At 74.5% G+C, this 16,124-nt stretch carries 14 protein-coding genes and 1 pseudogene; 7 read left to right on the top strand and 8 right to left on the bottom strand.

All coding sequences use genetic code 11. The features are described 5' to 3' along the window. Window positions 1-742 (top strand): annotated as a pseudogene (locus LW587_RS18200) (DNA mismatch repair endonuclease MutL); the annotation flags it as partial. A gap of 237 nt (window positions 743-979) precedes the next feature. Continuing rightward, the gene (locus LW587_RS18195) at window positions 980-1,309 is read left to right on the top strand and encodes a cupin domain-containing protein (RefSeq protein WP_232631010.1); all 330 of its coding nucleotides are present in this window, start codon (window positions 980-982) and stop codon (window positions 1,307-1,309) included. Window positions 1,310-1,443: 134 nt separating this feature from the next. Here LW587_RS18195 and LW587_RS18190 read toward each other — a convergent pair whose 3' ends face one another. The 3 genes from LW587_RS18190 to LW587_RS18180 are packed head-to-tail and all read right to left on the bottom strand — an operon-like array spanning window position 1,444 to window position 4,672. Then, complete coding sequence (locus LW587_RS18190) at window positions 1,444-2,931, bottom strand: flavin-containing monooxygenase (RefSeq protein ID WP_232631009.1); 1,488 nt, start codon at window positions 2,929-2,931, stop codon at window positions 1,444-1,446. After that, window positions 2,928-3,842 (bottom strand): alpha/beta hydrolase, encoded by a 915-nt coding sequence (locus tag LW587_RS18185; RefSeq protein ID WP_232631008.1) that lies wholly within the window; start codon window positions 3,840-3,842, stop codon window positions 2,928-2,930. The genes LW587_RS18190 and LW587_RS18185 overlap by 4 nt, the downstream gene beginning before the upstream one ends. Window positions 3,843-3,844: 2 nt before the next feature. After that, window positions 3,845-4,672, bottom strand: a complete 828-nt coding sequence (locus LW587_RS18180; RefSeq protein ID WP_232631007.1) for an SDR family NAD(P)-dependent oxidoreductase — start codon at window positions 4,670-4,672, stop codon at window positions 3,845-3,847. 424 nt (window positions 4,673-5,096) lie between these two features. On the opposite strand from LW587_RS18180, the gene LW587_RS18175 reads away from it, so the two are divergent. The 5 genes from LW587_RS18175 to LW587_RS18155 all read left to right on the top strand — a co-directional run bounded on the left by LW587_RS18175 (window position 5,097) and on the right by LW587_RS18155 (window position 10,453). Beyond that, entirely contained in the window at window positions 5,097-6,059 is a 963-nt protein-coding gene (locus tag LW587_RS18175) for a DMT family transporter (protein WP_232631006.1), read from the top strand. Window positions 6,060-6,174: 115 nt separating this feature from the next. After that, window positions 6,175-7,215 carry a sensor histidine kinase gene (locus LW587_RS18170; protein WP_232631005.1) on the top strand — a complete coding sequence of 347 codons (1,041 nt, stop codon included), beginning with the start codon at window positions 6,175-6,177 and terminating at the stop codon, window positions 7,213-7,215. A gap of 656 nt (window positions 7,216-7,871) precedes the next feature. Then, window positions 7,872-8,669: an SGNH/GDSL hydrolase family protein gene (locus LW587_RS18165; protein WP_332839843.1), complete on the top strand. Its 798-nt coding sequence runs from the start codon at window positions 7,872-7,874 to the stop codon at window positions 8,667-8,669. Window positions 8,670-8,737: 68 nt separating this feature from the next. Continuing rightward, window positions 8,738-9,151 carry a group III truncated hemoglobin gene (locus LW587_RS18160; RefSeq protein WP_232631003.1) on the top strand — a complete coding sequence of 138 codons (414 nt, stop codon included), beginning with the start codon at window positions 8,738-8,740 and terminating at the stop codon, window positions 9,149-9,151. A gap of 87 nt (window positions 9,152-9,238) precedes the next feature. Beyond that, the gene (locus LW587_RS18155; RefSeq protein ID WP_232631002.1) at window positions 9,239-10,453 is read left to right on the top strand and encodes a glycosyltransferase 61 family protein; all 1,215 of its coding nucleotides are present in this window, start codon (window positions 9,239-9,241) and stop codon (window positions 10,451-10,453) included. A gap of 45 nt (window positions 10,454-10,498) precedes the next feature. On the opposite strand, the gene LW587_RS18150 is transcribed toward LW587_RS18155, so the two are convergent. The 5 genes from LW587_RS18150 to tmk form a co-directional block, all read right to left on the bottom strand. Further along, window positions 10,499-11,305, bottom strand: coding sequence for an MBL fold metallo-hydrolase (locus tag LW587_RS18150; protein WP_232631001.1), 807 nt, complete (start codon window positions 11,303-11,305; stop codon window positions 10,499-10,501). Window positions 11,306-11,324: 19 nt separating this feature from the next. Then, on the bottom strand, window positions 11,325-12,122 hold the full coding sequence (locus LW587_RS18145; protein ID WP_232631000.1) for a TatD family hydrolase: 798 nt from the start codon (window positions 12,120-12,122) through the stop codon (window positions 11,325-11,327). Between the two features lie 51 nt (window positions 12,123-12,173). Beyond that, on the bottom strand, window positions 12,174-13,736 hold the full coding sequence (metG, locus tag LW587_RS18140; protein ID WP_232630999.1) for a methionine--tRNA ligase: 1,563 nt from the start codon (window positions 13,734-13,736) through the stop codon (window positions 12,174-12,176). A 564-nt stretch (window positions 13,737-14,300) separates the two neighbouring features. Beyond that, the gene (locus LW587_RS18135; RefSeq protein WP_232630998.1) at window positions 14,301-15,377 is read right to left on the bottom strand and encodes a DNA polymerase III subunit delta'; all 1,077 of its coding nucleotides are present in this window, start codon (window positions 15,375-15,377) and stop codon (window positions 14,301-14,303) included. Beyond that, window positions 15,367-16,098: a dTMP kinase gene (gene tmk / locus LW587_RS18130; protein WP_232630997.1), complete on the bottom strand. Its 732-nt coding sequence runs from the start codon at window positions 16,096-16,098 to the stop codon at window positions 15,367-15,369. The genes LW587_RS18135 and tmk overlap by 11 nt, the downstream gene beginning before the upstream one ends. Between the last annotated feature and the right edge of the window lie 26 nt (window positions 16,099-16,124).

Genomic DNA, 16,124 nt, shown 5'->3' with positions numbered 1-16,124 from the left:
GCGGGCGCCGGCGCCCGCCGCGCCGGACCGCGGCTTTGGCGAGACGCCGCAGGCCCTGCTCGCCCCGGATCTCGCGCCGCCCGGCGCCGACCTGCGGCCCGTGCCGGATCTCGAGGCCGCGGAGGCGGAGGCCCATCCCCTCGGCGCGGCCCGCGCCCAGATCCACGAGACCTACATCCTGGCGCAGACCCGCGACGGGATCGTGCTGGTCGACCAGCACGCCGCCCACGAGCGGCTCGTCTACGAGCGGCTCAAGGCCGAGCGGGCCGGCGGCGGCGTGGCGCGCCAGGGCCTGCTCATCCCCGACGTCATCGAGATGGCGCCGGCGGAGGCCGACCGCCTCGTCGAGGCCGCCCCCGAACTCGAGCGGCTCGGCCTCAGCCTGGAGGCCTTCGGCCCCGGCGCCGTGCTGGTGCGGGCGGTGCCCGCCGCGCTGGCGGGCGGCGCGGTGAAAACCCTCGTCCTCGACGTGCTCGACGCGCTGGAGGCCAGCGGTGTGGAGGAGGGCGGCCCGGCCGGCGCGGGCGATCCCGATCCGGTGAGCCGGCGCCTCGACGCGCTCCTGTCGCGCATGAGCTGCCACGGCTCGATCCGCGCCGGGCGGCGCCTGCGGCCGGAGGAGATGAACGCCCTCCTGCGCCAGATGGAGGCGACCCCGCTCTCGGGCTCATGCAATCACGGCCGGCCGACCTTCGTGACCCTGGGCCTCGCCGAGATCGAGCGGCTGTTCGGACGGCGGTGAGGGGGCTGCGCCGTCGTCCTTGGGCGGGGCCGGCGGCTCGGGCGCCGGCGGGATCCGGGGCGGCGGGACCCGCCCGGGGCTCGGCGGTGTCGGCAGACCCGCATCCGGGTCGGCCGGCGGGGCGGGTGGGGGCTCGATCGCGCGGGTCGTCTCGCTCATGAACCGGCCTTTCGTGACGGGGCGTGTCCCCGTCAACGCCCGCAAGGCGGCTTCGGCCCCGCCGGAGGTTGTCCGACCATGATCGCCCGCCCGAACCTGTTCGCCGACCTGCCGCCGCCGGGCGCCCCCGACGAGCAGCTCGAGACGCTCGCCGCCGCCGCCGGAGCCCGCCTCGAACGCATCGTCTCCCGGGGGCAGGCGAGCCCGCCGGGCTTCTGGTACGATCAGGCCGACGACGAGTGGGTCGCGGTGCTGGCGGGCGCCGCCACCCTGCGCTTCGCCGATGCGGCCGAGCCGCTGCATCTCGGGCCCGGCGACCACGTCCTGATCCCGGCCCATCGCCGCCACCGGGTCGAGCGCACCGAGGATCCGACGATCTGGCTCGCGGTCCACCTCGCACGCCCTTGAGCGCTGCGGCCCGGACGCTGCGAGAATCGCCCGGGATATCGGCGCCCGGTTGCTTCTTTCGGTTCCGGTGTCGTCGCGGCGTCCTGAGGCGGGCGTGCCTTGGCCCCCTCCAGCGACCCCGCCGCGCACGCCGCTCAGGCAGAGGCGGACCCGTCCGCGTCCGGCGCCCGCAGCGCGTAGTCCCGCAGCCTGAGCCGCCGGGTCCCGAGCCGATAGCTCGTCACCGTGCCGGGCCAGAGCGTGCGGTTGCGGCCCTGCCCGTCGAGATACCAGCTGCCGCAGCCGCCCCGGGCCCAGATGCTGTCGGCGAGCCGCGCGTCGATCCCGGCGCGGAAGCGGCCCTGCGCCTCCGGCCGCACCTCCAGGGCGCGGCCGGGATGGCGGCGCAGGAGCCGCAGGGCCCCGATCACGTGGTCGACCTGGGCTTCGACCATGAGGAGCACCGAGTTGTGGCCGAGCCCCGTATTCGGCCCGAGCAGCAGGAACAGGTTCGGGAAGCCCGCCACCGAGATCCCCCGGAACGCGTCCGCCCCCGTTCGCCACGCCTGCGCCAGACGCAAGCCGCCGCGGCCGGCGATGTCGAGCCGGTCGAAGCTGCCCGCGGGGGAGAAGCCCGTGGCGAGGATCAGGACGTCGAGGGGATGCTCGGTCCCGTCCGCCGTGACGACCCCGCGGGGGCGAACCGCCCGGATCGGGGCGGTGACAAGATCCACGTTCGGCCGGAGCAGGGCCGGGTAGAAGTCGTCGGAGAGCAGCACCCGCTTGCAGCCGAGCCGGTAGGCCGGCGTCAGCCGCCGCCGCAGGGCCGGATCGGGGATCGCCGCGCGCAGATGGGCGCGGGCCAGGGCCTCGCCCCCGGCGGTGAGGTGCGAGACGCGGGTGAAGCCGAGGAGCGCCAGGACCTCCCGGCGCCAGAACAGCCCGGCCCGGTAGAGCCGCCGCAGGGGCCCGATCCGCAGAAGGCGCCGCGCCCGGGCGCCGTAGGGGCGATCGCCCCGGGGCAGGATCCAGGGCGGCGTGCGCTGGAACAGGGTGAGGCGGGCGGCGGCCTCCGCGATCGCCGGCACGATCTGCACCGCGCTCGCCCCCGTGCCGACCACGCCGACGCGCCGGCCCGTCAGGGCGCAGGCCGGGTTCCAGGCCCCGGTGTGGACGGTCTCGCCCGAGAAGCTCGCAAGGCCCGGCAGGTCCGGCAGGGCCGGGTGGTGGAGGGCGCCGACCGCCGTAACGAGGATGCGGGCCGAGAGGCTCCCCCGGTCGGTCTCGATCCGCCACAGGCCGGATGCCGCGTCGAAGGCCGCGCCGCGCAGGGTGGTGCCGAGGCGCAGGCGGGACCCGAGCCCGTGGCGGGCGACGAGGTCCTCGAGATGGGCCTGGATCTCCGCCTGGCGCGGGTAGAGCCGCGACCAGTCGGCGCCGGGGGCGAAGGACAGGGTGTAGAGATGCGCCGGCACGTCGCTGGCCGCCCCCGGATAGGTGTTGTCCCGCCACGTGCCGCCGACCCGCTCGCCCTTCTCGAGGATCAGGAAGCGCCCGAACCCGGCCCTGTCCGCGCGGATCGCCATGGCGAGCCCGGAGAAGCCCGCCCCGACGATGGCGAGGTCGAGGGGGGCCTCGCTCACGCGGCGTCCTCCGTCCCGGGACGGGCGGCCTGCTGGAGCGAGCGCCGCAGGAAGAGCGCCGCCTCCATCAGCGAGCGGCGGGCTTCCGGCAGAACCCGGTCGGCGAGCTGCCACGCATGCGGCACCACCGGGAACACCGCGAGGGTGACCGGCACGCCGGCCGCCCGCGCCCGCTCGGCCAACCGCAGGGAATCGTCGCGCAGGATCTCGCGGGTGCCGACATGGATCAGCAGCGGCGGGAAGCCCGCGAGGTCGGCCTCGATCGGCGAGGCGCGGGGATCGGCGGGATCGGCGCCGGCCAGATAGATCGGCACGAGCCGCGAGAGGGCCTCGGGGCGGAACATGGCGTCCCGCCGCCCATTCGTGCGGAACGAGGCGGAGCGGCCGACGAGATCGGTGGCGGGCGAGAACAGGGCCGCCGCCGCGGGCAGGGGGAGCCCGAGGCGGCGCGCCTCGACCATCACGGCGAGCGCGAGGTTTCCGCCGGCCGAATCCCCCGCGAGCGCCGCGGGGCCCGCGGCGGCGAGCGCCCGCCACGCCGCCGTGGCATCCTCGACGCCCGCCGGGAACGGGTGTTCCGGGGCGAGGCGGTAATCGGGCGCGAACACCCGGAAGCCGGCCCGGGCGAAGCGGCCGGTGACGGGGCGGTACATCCGGGCCGAGCAGGCGATGAAGCCGCCGCCATGGAGATAGAGCAGGGCGGGGCGGTCCCGGCGCGGGCCCTCCGCCTCGATCCACTCGCCGGGCACGCCGCCGAGTTCGCCGGGGGTGACGCGCAGCCCGGGCGGGGGCGGGAAGGTGGCGCGGTCGAAGGCCCGGCGGATCGCCGCCACGTCGACCTCGCCGCCGAGACGGGCCTTCACCGCGAGGCGCACGGCGAGGTCGTAGACATGGGCGCGCAGGCTCGCCATGGTCACGCCTCCTCCCGAACCGCGCGGCCGATCAGCGACCAGTAGCGCACCGGCATCAGGCGCTGGATCAGGAGCGCGCGGCGGGCGTCGCGCCCGATCACGACCCGCGGCGCGCGGGCCTCGATGCCACGCAGGATCGCCCCCGCCGCGGTCTCGGGCGCCATGGTCAGCAGGCGCTCGAAGGCGGCGACGCCCCGCGCGGCGTCGGTCGGATCGCCCCCCCGGGGCAGGCGGGCGTTGCGGGCGATGCGGGTCGCGACGCCGCCCGCATAGACCAGGGTGACGCCGAGCCCGGTGCCGGCATATTCGTGGGTCAGCGCTTCCGAGAAGCCGCGCACGGCGAACTTGCTCGCCGCGTAGGCCGCTTGGCCGGCCGGCGCGACGACGCCGAACACGCTCGACAGGTTGACGATCTGCGCCTGCGGCGCGGCCTTGAGCATCGGCAGGCAGGCATGGGTCAGGCGCATCACGGCGTGCAGGTTGACGTCCATCAGCCACGCGACGTCCTCGAGATGGGTCTCCTCGAAGCGCCCGCCGAGCGACACGCCGGCATTGTTGACGAGGAGCTGCAGGCTGCCGTGGCGCGCCTGCACGGCCTCGGGCAGGGCGGCGACGGCCTCCGCCTCCGCGAGGTCGAGGACGTGCTCGCTCACGGCGACGCCGCGCCCGCGGGCGACGGCGGCGACCGCGGCCAATCCCGCGCCGTCGCGATCGACCAGCGCCAGGGCGCAGCCGCGCTCCGCCAGGGCCCGGGCGAGCGCCGCACCGATGCCGCTCGCCGCGCCGGTGACGAGGGCGGTGCGTCCTGCAAGGACGAAGGGCTTGGCCATGGGCGGGCTCAGCCGATCCGGGCGGCGTCCGGCACGGGACCGGCAGCAGGGCAGGGGGGAAGGGCGGGATCGGACAGGGTGGGATCGGACAGGGCGGCGGCTCCGGCGGAGACGGTCAGGTCGGATGGAAGGCCGCCGGCGTCAAGGCGACGAAAGAGCAGGCCTGACTCAGGGCGGCGCCCGCCCGCCTCGAGGCCGGGGATCGCCGAATCCCTCCCGCTCCGCACCGCCGGCTCCGGCACCCGACCCTCCGCCGTCGAGTGGTCGCGTGCGCATGAGGCCCTGCGCATGAGGCCCTGCGCGCTGCCATTCCCCCGGGCCGCTCCGCCCTATCTCTCGGGGTGGGCGATCGCGTTTCGACCCCACCCCCGGGCCGCGATCCGCGGACCCACCCGGCCTTGGCCGGCACTCGGAAAGCCCCAGCGTGACGGAACGAACCCGTGCACGGCCGGCGACGCCGATCGTGGCCTACGCCATCCTGACCCTGACCGCCCTGCTCTGGGCCGGCAACGCGGTGGCGGGCAAGTGGGCGGTCGGCGAGGTGTCGCCGCAGGTGCTGACGACCCTGCGCTGGGCCTTCGCCTTCGCGGTGCTGGCCGTGATCGCCCGCCGGGCGGTCGCGGCGGAATGGCGCCGGCTCGTGCCGCGCTGGCGCTACCTGTTCGTGATGGGCGCGAGCGGCTACACGGTCTTCGCGAGCCTGTTCTACGCCGCGGGCGCCCACACCACCGCGCTCAACGTCGCCCTGATCCAGGGGGCGGTGCCGATCCTCGTCATGCTCTTGAACTTCGTCGTGCGCCGCGTCGGCGTGAGGGGAGGGCAGGTGGCCGGCGCGGCGATCACGCTCGCGGGCGTCGCGGTGGCCTCGACCCACGGGGACCTCTCCGCCCTGGCCACCCTCACCTTCAACCGCGGCGACGGGCTGATGCTCGCCGCCTGCCTCGTCTATGCCGGCTACACCGTGGCGCTGCCGAACCGGCCGGCGGTGTCGGGGCTCGCCTTCTTCACGGCGCTGGCGCTCGCCGCCCTCCTCTCCTCGCTGCCGCCCCTCGCCGCCGAATGGGCGGCCGGCCGCCTGATCTGGCCGAGCCCGGCGGTCGGCTGGCCCCTCGTCGCCTTTGTGGCGCTCGGGCCCTCGCTCGTCGCCCAGCTCGCCTATATCCGCGGCGTCGAGCTGATCGGCCCGAACCGGGCCGGGCTGTTCGTCAACCTCGTCCCGGTCTTCGGCGCCGGGCTCGCGGTGATGCTCGCGGGCGAGCCGTTCGACCGTTTCGACGGGCTGGCGCTCGGCCTCGTGCTGGGCGGCATCCTGGTCGCGGAGACCGCGGGGCGTCGGGCGGCGCGCGCGTCGGCGGGGGAGGGGCCATCGTCCGACGCGGCCCAATAGGGCGGGGGCGGGTCCCGAATTCGCCCGGCCCGAGGCAGGGGAGCCACATGTTGGCCGCGCCGAGGCGCTAGATTCGCCGAATCGTCGAATCGCCGTCCGGAATCCTCGCCTGCCGATGCCTACGCCCACTCCCCCGTCGCGGGTCGGCGCCCCCGTCGTCGCCCGTCCGCGCCTGCCGCGGTGGGTCGGCGAGATCGTTGCCGTCGGCGCCGCCGGTCTGGCCTGCGGTCTGCGCTACGCGCTCGACCCCGTGCTGCCGCCGGGCTTCCCGTTCCTGACCTTCTTCCCCGCCGTCATCCTGACGACGTACTTCTTCGGCTTGCGGGCCGGCATCCTGTGCGCCGCGATTTCGGGCCTGTGCGCGTGGTACTTCTTCATCGAGCCTGTCGGCTCGTTCGTGCTGAACGTCCCGACGGCCCTGGCGCTCGGCTTCTACGCCTTCATCGTCGCCGTCGACATCGCCCTGATCCACCTGATGCGGGTCGCCGGGGAGCGCCTCGCCGCGGAGCGGGCGGTGACCGGCGAACTCTACGAGCAGCAGCGCACCATGTTCCAGGAGCTGCAGCATCGGGTGGCCAACAACATGCAGTTCGTGGCCGCCCTGCTCGCCCTGCAGAAGCGCAAGGTCGCCGACGATCCGGGGGCCGCGGCGAGCGCCCTCGACGAGGCTCAGGCGCGGCTGGAGACGATCTCGCGCATCCACCGCCGCCTCTACGATCCCGCCCGGATCGACCAGCCGGTCGGCCAGTACCTGCAGGAGCTGTGCACCGACCTCCTCGGCGCCACGGGGGCGCGCAACATCGTCTGCCTCGTCGACGTGCCGCCCCTGCGCTTCGATCTCGCCCGGCTGACGACCCTGTCGCTCCTCGTGGTCGAGGTCGTCACCAACGCCCTCAAGCATGCCTTCCCGGGCGCTCAGGGCGGCACCATCACGATCCGCCTGGACTGCCTGGACGAGGGCATGACGGCGCTGACCATCGCGGATAGCGGCCCCGGCATTCCGGTGGATTTCGATCCGGCGACGAGCCGCAGCCTCGGCTTCCGGATCGTCCACGGGCTCGCGGCCCAGCTCGGCGGGACCCTGACCTACACCAACGAGAACGGCACCGTCGTGCGTCTCGTCTTCCCCGACGGTCCCCGGACCGCCGCGGCCTGATACCCAATCCGGTTGAACCCTTCGGGATGGCGGATTGGGGCTTCGCTCAAACGCCGCGCGGGCTTGCCTGATCCGGGCTCCGCTTTGATCAAGCGGAGCCCGGATCAGGCGGGCGGGCCGCGGGTTCGCGGCCGGAGGGGGAGGGCGCCCGGGCCCCGGCCTGTGCCGGAACGCCCTCCCCGGAGCCGCCGCGACGCCCCTTGTCGAGGCGCCGGGGCGGCGTTGAACGGCCAGCCCGGTTCACCCTGCCTCGTCGCGCGAGGGCGCGGGCCGCTGAGGGCACGGGCCTCGGGAGCCGCACGGCCGAAGCCCGGGGCGGGGCTCGCCGGGAGGCGCAGGACGGGACGCACTCGCCCGCTCACCCGGCCACCTCCGCCATTCGCATAAGATATATTATGGAACTTGAGCCGATGTGCGGGTCCCCTCCTGGGACCCATTAACCATGATTGCGCGGCATTTTACGGGAATCCGTGAAGAAATCGGATCGCCTCGCGTGGATCATGACTCACGGCTTGGGACCAGCCCCGCCCCGAGCCAGCTTGCATGTTCCTGCATAACGTATTCAATTCATGCCGGCCCACGGTCCGTCGCCCTCGCAATCGTCACAATCCTTCGGCACCACGAGCCCACCGATGAACCCACGCAGCCGACCCGCCATGTCGCTCCGCCCGCTCCTCGGCCTGGTTCTGGCCGCCGCCCTCGCCGGCCCCGCGCGCGCCCAGCCCGACGCGCCGCCCATCCCCGGGCTGCAGGCGCCGGAGAGGGCCGCCGCGGTCGAGCGCGTACCGGCCAAGCTCGGCCGGCTCGCCTCGCTGCTCGGCCGCGACGGCGACGTGCGGATCGTGGCCTTCGGCTCCTCCTCGACGGAAGGGGCGGGCGCGACCTCGCCCGCCATGGCCTACCCTGCCCTGCTGGAGCGCGACCTCGAGGAGCGGCTGCAGATCGGCGCGGCGAGCCGCCGCTCGATCACGGTGGTCAACCGCGGCAAGGGCGGCGACACCGCGGAGGAGATGGCCCGGCGCCTGGAGCGCGATGTGTTGGCCGAGCGGCCCGACCTCGTGGTTTGGCAGACCGGCAGCAACGATCCGCTGCGGGGCGTGCCGGTCGAGCGCTTCGTCGAACTGACCCGGGCGGGCATCGCGGCGATCCGCGCCACTGGGGCCGACGTGGTGCTGATGGACCAGCAATGGTGCCGCAAGCTCTCGGGCGTCGAGGGCGCCGACCGCTACGGCGAGGCGCTGCACGCGCTCGCCGCCGAGCTGAACGTGCCGGTGATCCGCCGCCGCGCGCTGATGCAGTCCTGGGTCTCGCACGGGCTGATGACCCCGGCCCAGATGATCGGCCCCGACGGCCTGCACATGACCGACGCCGGCTATCGCCAGCTCGCCAAGGCCGCCGCCGCCCAGATCCTGGTCGGCGCCGGCCTGATCCAGCCCTCGCTCGCCCGGAACTGATCGGGGCAGGGGTCCTTATCCAGGGCGTGGACGCCCCCTCCCCGGCTCCGTCCGCCCGCGTCTCCGCCATGGCCCAGGCTGAACCGATCGCCGAACCGACCGAGGCGGCTTTGGCCGCCTTCCTCGACGCCTTCTACGCGAAGGTGCGCCGCGATCCCCTGATCGGGCCCGTGTTCGCCGCCCGCATCGCGGAGGCCGATTGGCCGCACCACATGGCGCGGGTCACGGATTTCTGGTCTTCGGTGCTGCTCCGGACGGGACGCTACCAGGGCAATCCGTTCGGCCGCCATCGCGGCATTGCGGGCCTCGCACCGAACCATTTCGACCGCTGGCTCGCCCTGTTCGAGGCGACCGCCGCCGAATCCTTTCCTCCGGAGATCGGCCGGGAGATCGTCGGGCGGGCCCACCGGATCGGCGACAGCCTCAAGGCCGGATTGTTCTTCCGGCCCGAGCGGCGCGGGGCCGGGCCGGACGCCTCCTGAACGGCCCGGATCGCCGTTGGCTCGCAAGGGTTTGCCTTTCGCGGCCGGGGATGTCACGCCTCGGTGCGACGCGGGGGCGCGGGCACGATGGGACAATCGGTGTTGGACGGCTCGGCGGCGCTGCGAGCCAGGGCCCGGGTCTTCGCGGACATCCTGGTCCATCCGAGCCTGGAGGTGCTGCGCAACCCCCGGCCCCTGTTCCGCGGCGGGCCGGCATGGCCCCGCTTCGAGACGCAGGTCCTGGCCCGGACCTGCTGGTTCCCGCTTCCCGTCCCGATCGATGCCAAGCCGCCGCCCTGCCCGCCGGCCGCCGAGGCGGGGGAGGGTGTCTGGTGCGGACCCGTCAGCTTCCATTTCGGGCACATGGTCGCCGATTTCGGCATGCGGCTGGCGGCCTCGAGCCGGGCCTTTCCCGAGCTGCCCCTCGTCTTCAGCATCTGGAACCTGCCCGGCGCGGAGCCCCTGCCCTTCTTCTGGCAGATCGTCGACCATCTCGGCATCGACCGGGCGCGGATCCACCTCAACCGCGTGCCGACGCTCTGGCGGCGCCTGCATGTCCTGCCCCAGGCGGAGCGCCGCTTCGGCGGCGGCCCGGGCCGCGCCCATCTCGACTTCATGGACGCGATCACCGGCCCCGCCCCCCTCCCCGATCTCGACTGCCTGTTCGTGTCCCGGGCCGGCCTCCCCAAGGGCCGTTTCGCGGGCGAGGGGGTGCTGGAGGCGGCCTTGCAGAACGCCGGCGTCGTGGTGTTCCGGCCCGAGACCGTGCCGCTCGACGCGCAGGTCGCGCTCTACCGCCGGGCGCGGCGCCTGATCGTCTCCGAGGGCTCGGCCCTGCACGCCTTCCAGCTCCTCGGCCGCGTGCCGGCGGAGATGATCGTGCTGTGCCGCCGACCCTGGCGGCGCATGGCCGCCGCCTCCCTGCGACCGCGGGTGAGCGGCCTGCACTATGTCGAGGCGCTGCGGGGGCTCGTCCACGGCCTGCGCGCCACGGGCCGGCCGCAGACGACGACGGCGCTCTCGGTCCTCGATGAGGGGCGGCTCCTCGACGCCCTCGGCCGCCTGGGCGTTCCCCTCGCCTGGGACCGGACGGCCTATCTCCGGGCGCAGGAGGCCGACCTCGCCGACTGGATCGTGCACCGGATGGCGCAGGCGGCCCATCCGGGCGAGCGGGCGACGATCGAGCGCTGCCTGCGGGGCCTGTCGCTGCCGCCGCCCGCCCCGTGGCCCGAAGCCGGCAGGGAGCCCGGCAGAGAGCCTGGGACGGAGCCTGGCACCGAGGCCGGAACGGCGACGCCCTGAATGGCGAAGACCTCGAAGCCTCTCGGGCCCGGCGCCGCGACGGCGCTACAGCGCCGCCTGCACGGCCATCCCGTCATAGGCCGGCACCACCCCCGGCGGCAGGCGTCGCGCCAGGCTCGCATAGTCGAGGTCGGTGTGGAGATTGGTCAGGATGGCCCGGCGTGGCGCCACCTCCTCGATCAGCGCGAGGGCGTCCGCGACCGAGTAGTGCGACGGGTGAGGGGTCTCGCGCAGCGCGTCGATGATCAGGAGATCGAGGTCACGCAGCTGTGCCTTGGCCGCGTCGGGCATCAGGCTCACGTCCGGCGCGTAGGCGGCGGTGCCGAAGCGGAAGCCGAAGGCGGCCTCGTTGCCATGCTCCATCCGGAAGGGCAGGGCCGGAATCGGGCCCCCCTCCCCCGCGACGGCGACGGGTTCGCCCTCGCGGAGGCCGTGCAGGTCGAGGATCGGCGGATAGGCGCTGCCCGGCGGCGTCGCGAAGGCGTAGCCGAAGCGGGTTTCCAGCAGGGTGCGGGTCTGCGCGTCGGCATAGACCGGGATGCGGCGACGCATGTCGATGACCAGGGGGCGCAGGTCGTCGATGCCGTGGGTGTGGTCGGCATGCGCATGGGTGTAGAGCACCGCGTCGAGGCGGCTCACCCCGGTCTCGAGGAGCTGCTCGCGCAGATCCGGCGAAGTGTCGACGAGGAGGCGGGTCGCGCCGCCCGTGCCCTCCGCCCGCTCGACCAGCAGCGAGCAGCGGCGGCGGCGGTTGCGCGGGTCGGCCGGGTCGCAGGCGCCCCAGCCGGATCCGACCCGCGGCACGCCGCCGGACGAGCCGCAGCCGAGGATGCGGAGCGTCAGGCTTGCCATGCGCCCTCCCGGCCCGGGTTCATGCGCTTCCTCCCTCGCTCGCCGCGGCCTTGGCGAAGAGCCGGTAGAAATTGGCCGTCGTGAGCGCGGCGAAGGCCTCGAACGGCAGGTCGAGGGTCCGGGCCAGCACCCGGGCAGTGTCGGCGGTGTAGGCGGGCTCGCAGCGCTTCCCCCGATGCGGCTCGGGGGCCAGGAACGGCGCGTCGGTCTCGACCAGGATTCTGTCGCGCGGGATGGAGCGAGCGATGTCGCGCAGCGCCTCCGAGCGGCGGAAGGTGACGATGCCGGAGAACGACACGGAGAGTCCCAGTTCGACCCCGACCTGCGCGAGCCGCGCCCCCGACGAGAAGCAATGCAGCACCGCCTCGAACGGGCCCCGGGCCATCTCGTCGGTCAGCACCGCCTCCATCTGGAGGTCGGCGTCGCGGGAATGGATCACCAGCGGCAGGCCGGCGAGGCGGGCGGCCTCGATATGGGCGCGCAGCACCCGCTCCTGCACGGCCTCCGGCGCGGCGTCCGCGTAATGGTAGTCGAGCCCGGCCTCGCCGATGCCGACGCAGCGCGGGGCATCCGCCAACGCCGCGATGGTATCGGCGGGAACGTCCGGCTCCTCGGCCGCCCCGTGCGGGTGGGTGCCGACGGTGTACCAGACCGCCGCATGCGCCTCCGCGAGCGCCCGGTAGGTGTCCGCCTTGGCGACCCGGGTCGCGATGGTGAGGAGCCGCGTGACGCCCGCGGCCTCCGCGCGGGCGATCACCCCGGGGATGTCCTCGGCGAAGTCGGGGAAGTCGAGATGGCAGTGGCTGTCGACCAGCATGAGGGCTTTTCGAACGGAAGAGGCGCGGGGGGAATGCGTGAGCCGGGCCCGTCAGGCCGTGGCGTCCGGTCTCTCGAAACGCGGAAAGATCGGAGTCGGTGCCGGCAGCGCCGTACCCGGCTGCAGCCGATGGACCGCGTCGGCGAAGGCGAAGCGCCGCGCCTCCGGCGGCACCGCGAGCAGGTCGAGGAGCGCCGCGCCCGCCGTCGGCACGAAGGGCTGCACCAGCAACCCGATCCGGCGCAGGGTCTCGACCGTGACGTAGAGCACCGTGTTCATGCGGGCCGGATCGGTCTTGCGCAGGCGCCACGGCTCTTCCGCGGCGAAGTAGCGGTTGGCCTCCGCCACCACGGCCCAGATCTCCGCCAGGATCGCGTGCAGCGCGAGGTCGCCCATCAGCCCCCTCGCCGTCTCCGGCAGGGCGGCGGCGGCGTTGAGCAGGCGCGTGTCGGCCTCCGAGAACGGCCCCGGCTCCGGCACGGCCCCGGACAGGTTCTTGGCGATCATCGAGAGCGAGCGCTGGGCGAGGTTGCCGAGATCGTTGGCGAGATCGGCGTTGATGCGGTTGATGATCGCCTCGTGGCTGTAATTGCCGTCGCCGCCGAACGGCACCTCGCGCAGCACGAAGTAGCGCAGGGCGTCCGCCCCGTAGGTCTCGACGAGGTCGATTGGATCGACGACGTTGCCGAGCGACTTCGACATCTTCTCCCCCTTGGAGAGGAGGAAGCCGTGGCCGAAGACGCGTCCCGGCACGGGCAGCCCCGCCGACATCAGGAAGGCCGGCCAGTAGACCGCGTGGAAGCGGACGATGTCCTTGCCGATCACGTGCACGTCCGCCGGCCAGAACGGCCAGCGCGGGTCGCTCTCGTCGGGGAAGCCGCAGACGGTGAGGTAGTTCGTCAGCGCGTCGACCCAGACATACATGACATGGGCGGGGTGTCCCGGCACCGGCACGCCCCAGTCGAAGGTGGTGCGGCTGATCGAGAGATCCTTGAGGCCCGAGCGCACGAAGCTCGCGACCTCGTTCAGGCGGGTCTCCGGGCTCAGGAAGTCGGGCCGCTCGGCGTATAGGGCGAGCAGCCGGTCCTGGTAGTTCGACAGGCGGAAGAGAAAATTCTCCTCCTCCATCCACTCGACCGGCGTGTCGGTCTTGGCCGAGCGGCGCGTGCCGTCGGGCGCGAGCACCGTCTCGGCCTCGTCGTAATAGGCCTCGTCGCGCACCGAGTACCAGCCCGCATACGTGGCGAGGTAGATGTCGCCATTGGCCTCCATCCGCCGCCACAGCGCCTGGGCGGCGGCGTAATGCTCGGCCTCGGTCGTGCGGATGAAGCGGTCGTAGGCGCAGTTCAGCCGGTCGGCCATCGCCTTGAAGCGCCCGGCCATGTCGTCGACGAAGGCGCGGGGGCTGATCCCGGCCCGGGACGCCGTCTGCTGGATCTTGAGGCCGTGCTCGTCGGTGCCGGTCGAGAACAGGACCGCGCGCCCGTCGAGCCGCTGGAACCGCGCGATCGCGTCCGTGGCGATCACCTCGTAGGCGTGGCCGATATGCGGCGCGCCGTTGGGGTAGGAGATCGCCGTGGTGATGAGGAAGGGCGCCTGGGCCGTCTCGCTCACGTGTGGAATGTCCCGGATCGTCTGGGCGCCGCACGGAACGCCCGCCGGACGGGGCACTTCCCGCGCGGGGCACGGTGGGTCGGCTCGACATGCCTTGTGGCGCGCATCGCCCCGGCGCGCAACCGAGCCGCCGCGCTGCCGAACCGTCAAGCCGCCGACGTGGCGTCGCGCCCTGGCCCTGGCCGCGGCGCAGGTCGGCCGGACGGTGTTGCCGAAACGCCCGCGCCGCCGGGGAACGGCCCGGGCCGCACCCATGCGGCCATCTTTCCCGATATGTCTGCCCTCACAGGGAAGGCGCGGGCTCGCGGCGGTTCGCAGGGGGGCGCCGGATTCGGGATGCCGCCAGGCTCACCCGCCTCCCCGGCCTCGACCGTCCGCGCCGCCTCCGCACGGACCTCGCCGGACAGCCCGGCCTTGAGGGGCTCGGCCGGCGCCGGGTCGGCTACCGGATGCGCATTCCGCGCGAGGCCTGTCCGGCGGGCGCCGTCGCCGTCGCCGTCGACCGCGACGGCCGCATGGCGGTGCTCCCGGAGACCGGGGGCCGCTGACCCGGGGGGCCGGGTTTCAGCGCGGCGCCCCGGCCAGCGCCTCGAAGGCCGCGAGGACGAGGGGTCTCCGGTCGAGGTTGTACACGGCGGCGTCCCGGGCGGCGGCGGCGATGCGCTCGGCGGCCTCGACCAGGGGCAGGAGACGGGCCGGGCCCTCCCCCTGGCGTCGGTCGATCTCGGCGGCGACGTGGCGCTGGATCGCGTCGAGGGCCGTGGCGAGCAGCGGCTCGGCGTCCCGGCCGGCCAGCGTCTCGCCGAGCTTGAGCACCCGCCGCCAATCCGGATCGGGCAGGGCGGCCAGCAACGCCGAGACCTCCGCCTCGACGGCCTGGGTCGGGGGATCGAGCAGGGCCACCGCCCGGGCGACCGAGCCCTCGCACAGGGCGAGCGCCCGGGCGAGCGCCGCCGCCTCGGGCCGGGGGAAGGGCGGGGGGAACCCCTCGATCACCGTCCGCACCTGCGCCTCGGCGAGCGGCCGCACCGGCAGGGCCCGGCAGCGGGAGCGGATCGTCGGCAGCAGCCGGCCCGGCGCGTGGGAGACGATCAGGAAGATGGCGCGCGGCGGGGGCTCCTCGATCATCTTGAGCAGCGCGTTGGCGCTGTTGGCGTTGAGATCCTCGGCGCTGTCGACGATGCAGACGCGCCAGCCCCCCTCCCCGCCCGCGGTGGTGGCGAACAGAGCCAGCGCCTCGCGGGCGGCGTCCACGGAAATGCGGGTCGGCAGGGTCTTGGCCCCCGGCGCCTGCACCCGGCGCAGCGCGATCAGGTTCGGATGCGAGAGGGCCGCGACCTGCCGGGCCGCCGGGTGGTCGGCGGGGAGATCGAGGCGGTCGGGCGCCGCGAGGCTGCGCGGGTCGGCGACGAGCCGGCGCGCGACCCGATAGGCCAGGGTCGCCTTGCCGATGCCGGGCGGGCCGCCGATCAGCCAGGCATGGTGGAGTCGTCCGGCGGCGAGGGCTGCGGCGAAGGCGGCCTGCGCGGCCTCGTGCCCGACGAGGCGGGTCTGCTCGCGCGGGCGCGGCACCTGCGCGAGGTCGCCGGCCTCGGCCTCGCTCGGCGCCTCCTTGCGGGACCGGCCCCCGTCAGGCGGCATGGTCGCGCCCTCCCGGGATCGAGGGGGCCCCATCGGGCAGAGGTTCTGGCAGCCGTTCGGGCAGCAGTTCGGGCAACCGCGCCGCCACCGCCTTGCGGATCGCCGCCTCCACGGCGTCGGGCTCCGGCTCCGCGTCGATGACCCGGCAGCGCGCGGGCTCGGCCTCGGCGATGCCCCGGAAGGCCGCCCGCAGGCGCTCGTGGAAGCCGAGCGCCTCCCCCTCGAACCGGTCGGGCGCTCCGGTCTCCTCCCCGCTCCGTCGGCGCGCCCGGGCGAGGCCGGCCTGGGCCGGCACATCGAGGATCAGGGTGAGGTCGGGGGCGAGGTCGCCGAGCGTCACCCGCTCCAGGCTGGCGATCAGGGCTGGGTCGAGGCCGCCCGCCGCGCCCTGATAGGCGCGGGTGGAATCGGCGAAGCGGTCGCACAGCACCACCGCGCCGCGGGCCAGCGCCGGGCGGATCAGGGCGTCGACATGGTCGATCCGGGCGGCGGCGAAGACCAGGGCCTCGGCGAAGGGCCCGAACGGCTTGGCCACGCCCCGCAGCAGCGCCTCGCGATAGGCCTCCGCCCGGGCCGTGCCGCCGGGCTCGCGGGTGACGACCACCTCGCGCCCGCTCGCCGCGCGCAGGGCGGCGGCAAGCCGGGCGATCTGGGTGGACTTGCCCGCCCCCTCCCCGCCCTCGAAGGTGATGAAGACGCCCCGCGGCGCATCGCTCGACATGGGGACCGGCTAGCACAGGGTGGGCC

This window comes from Methylobacterium sp. Leaf118, assembly GCF_920984675.1.
In the GTDB taxonomy this organism is placed as follows: domain Bacteria; phylum Pseudomonadota; class Alphaproteobacteria; order Rhizobiales; family Beijerinckiaceae; genus Methylobacterium.
The sequence above is the reverse complement of the archived record's forward strand: the minus strand, read 5'-3'. Positions and strand labels throughout refer to the sequence as shown.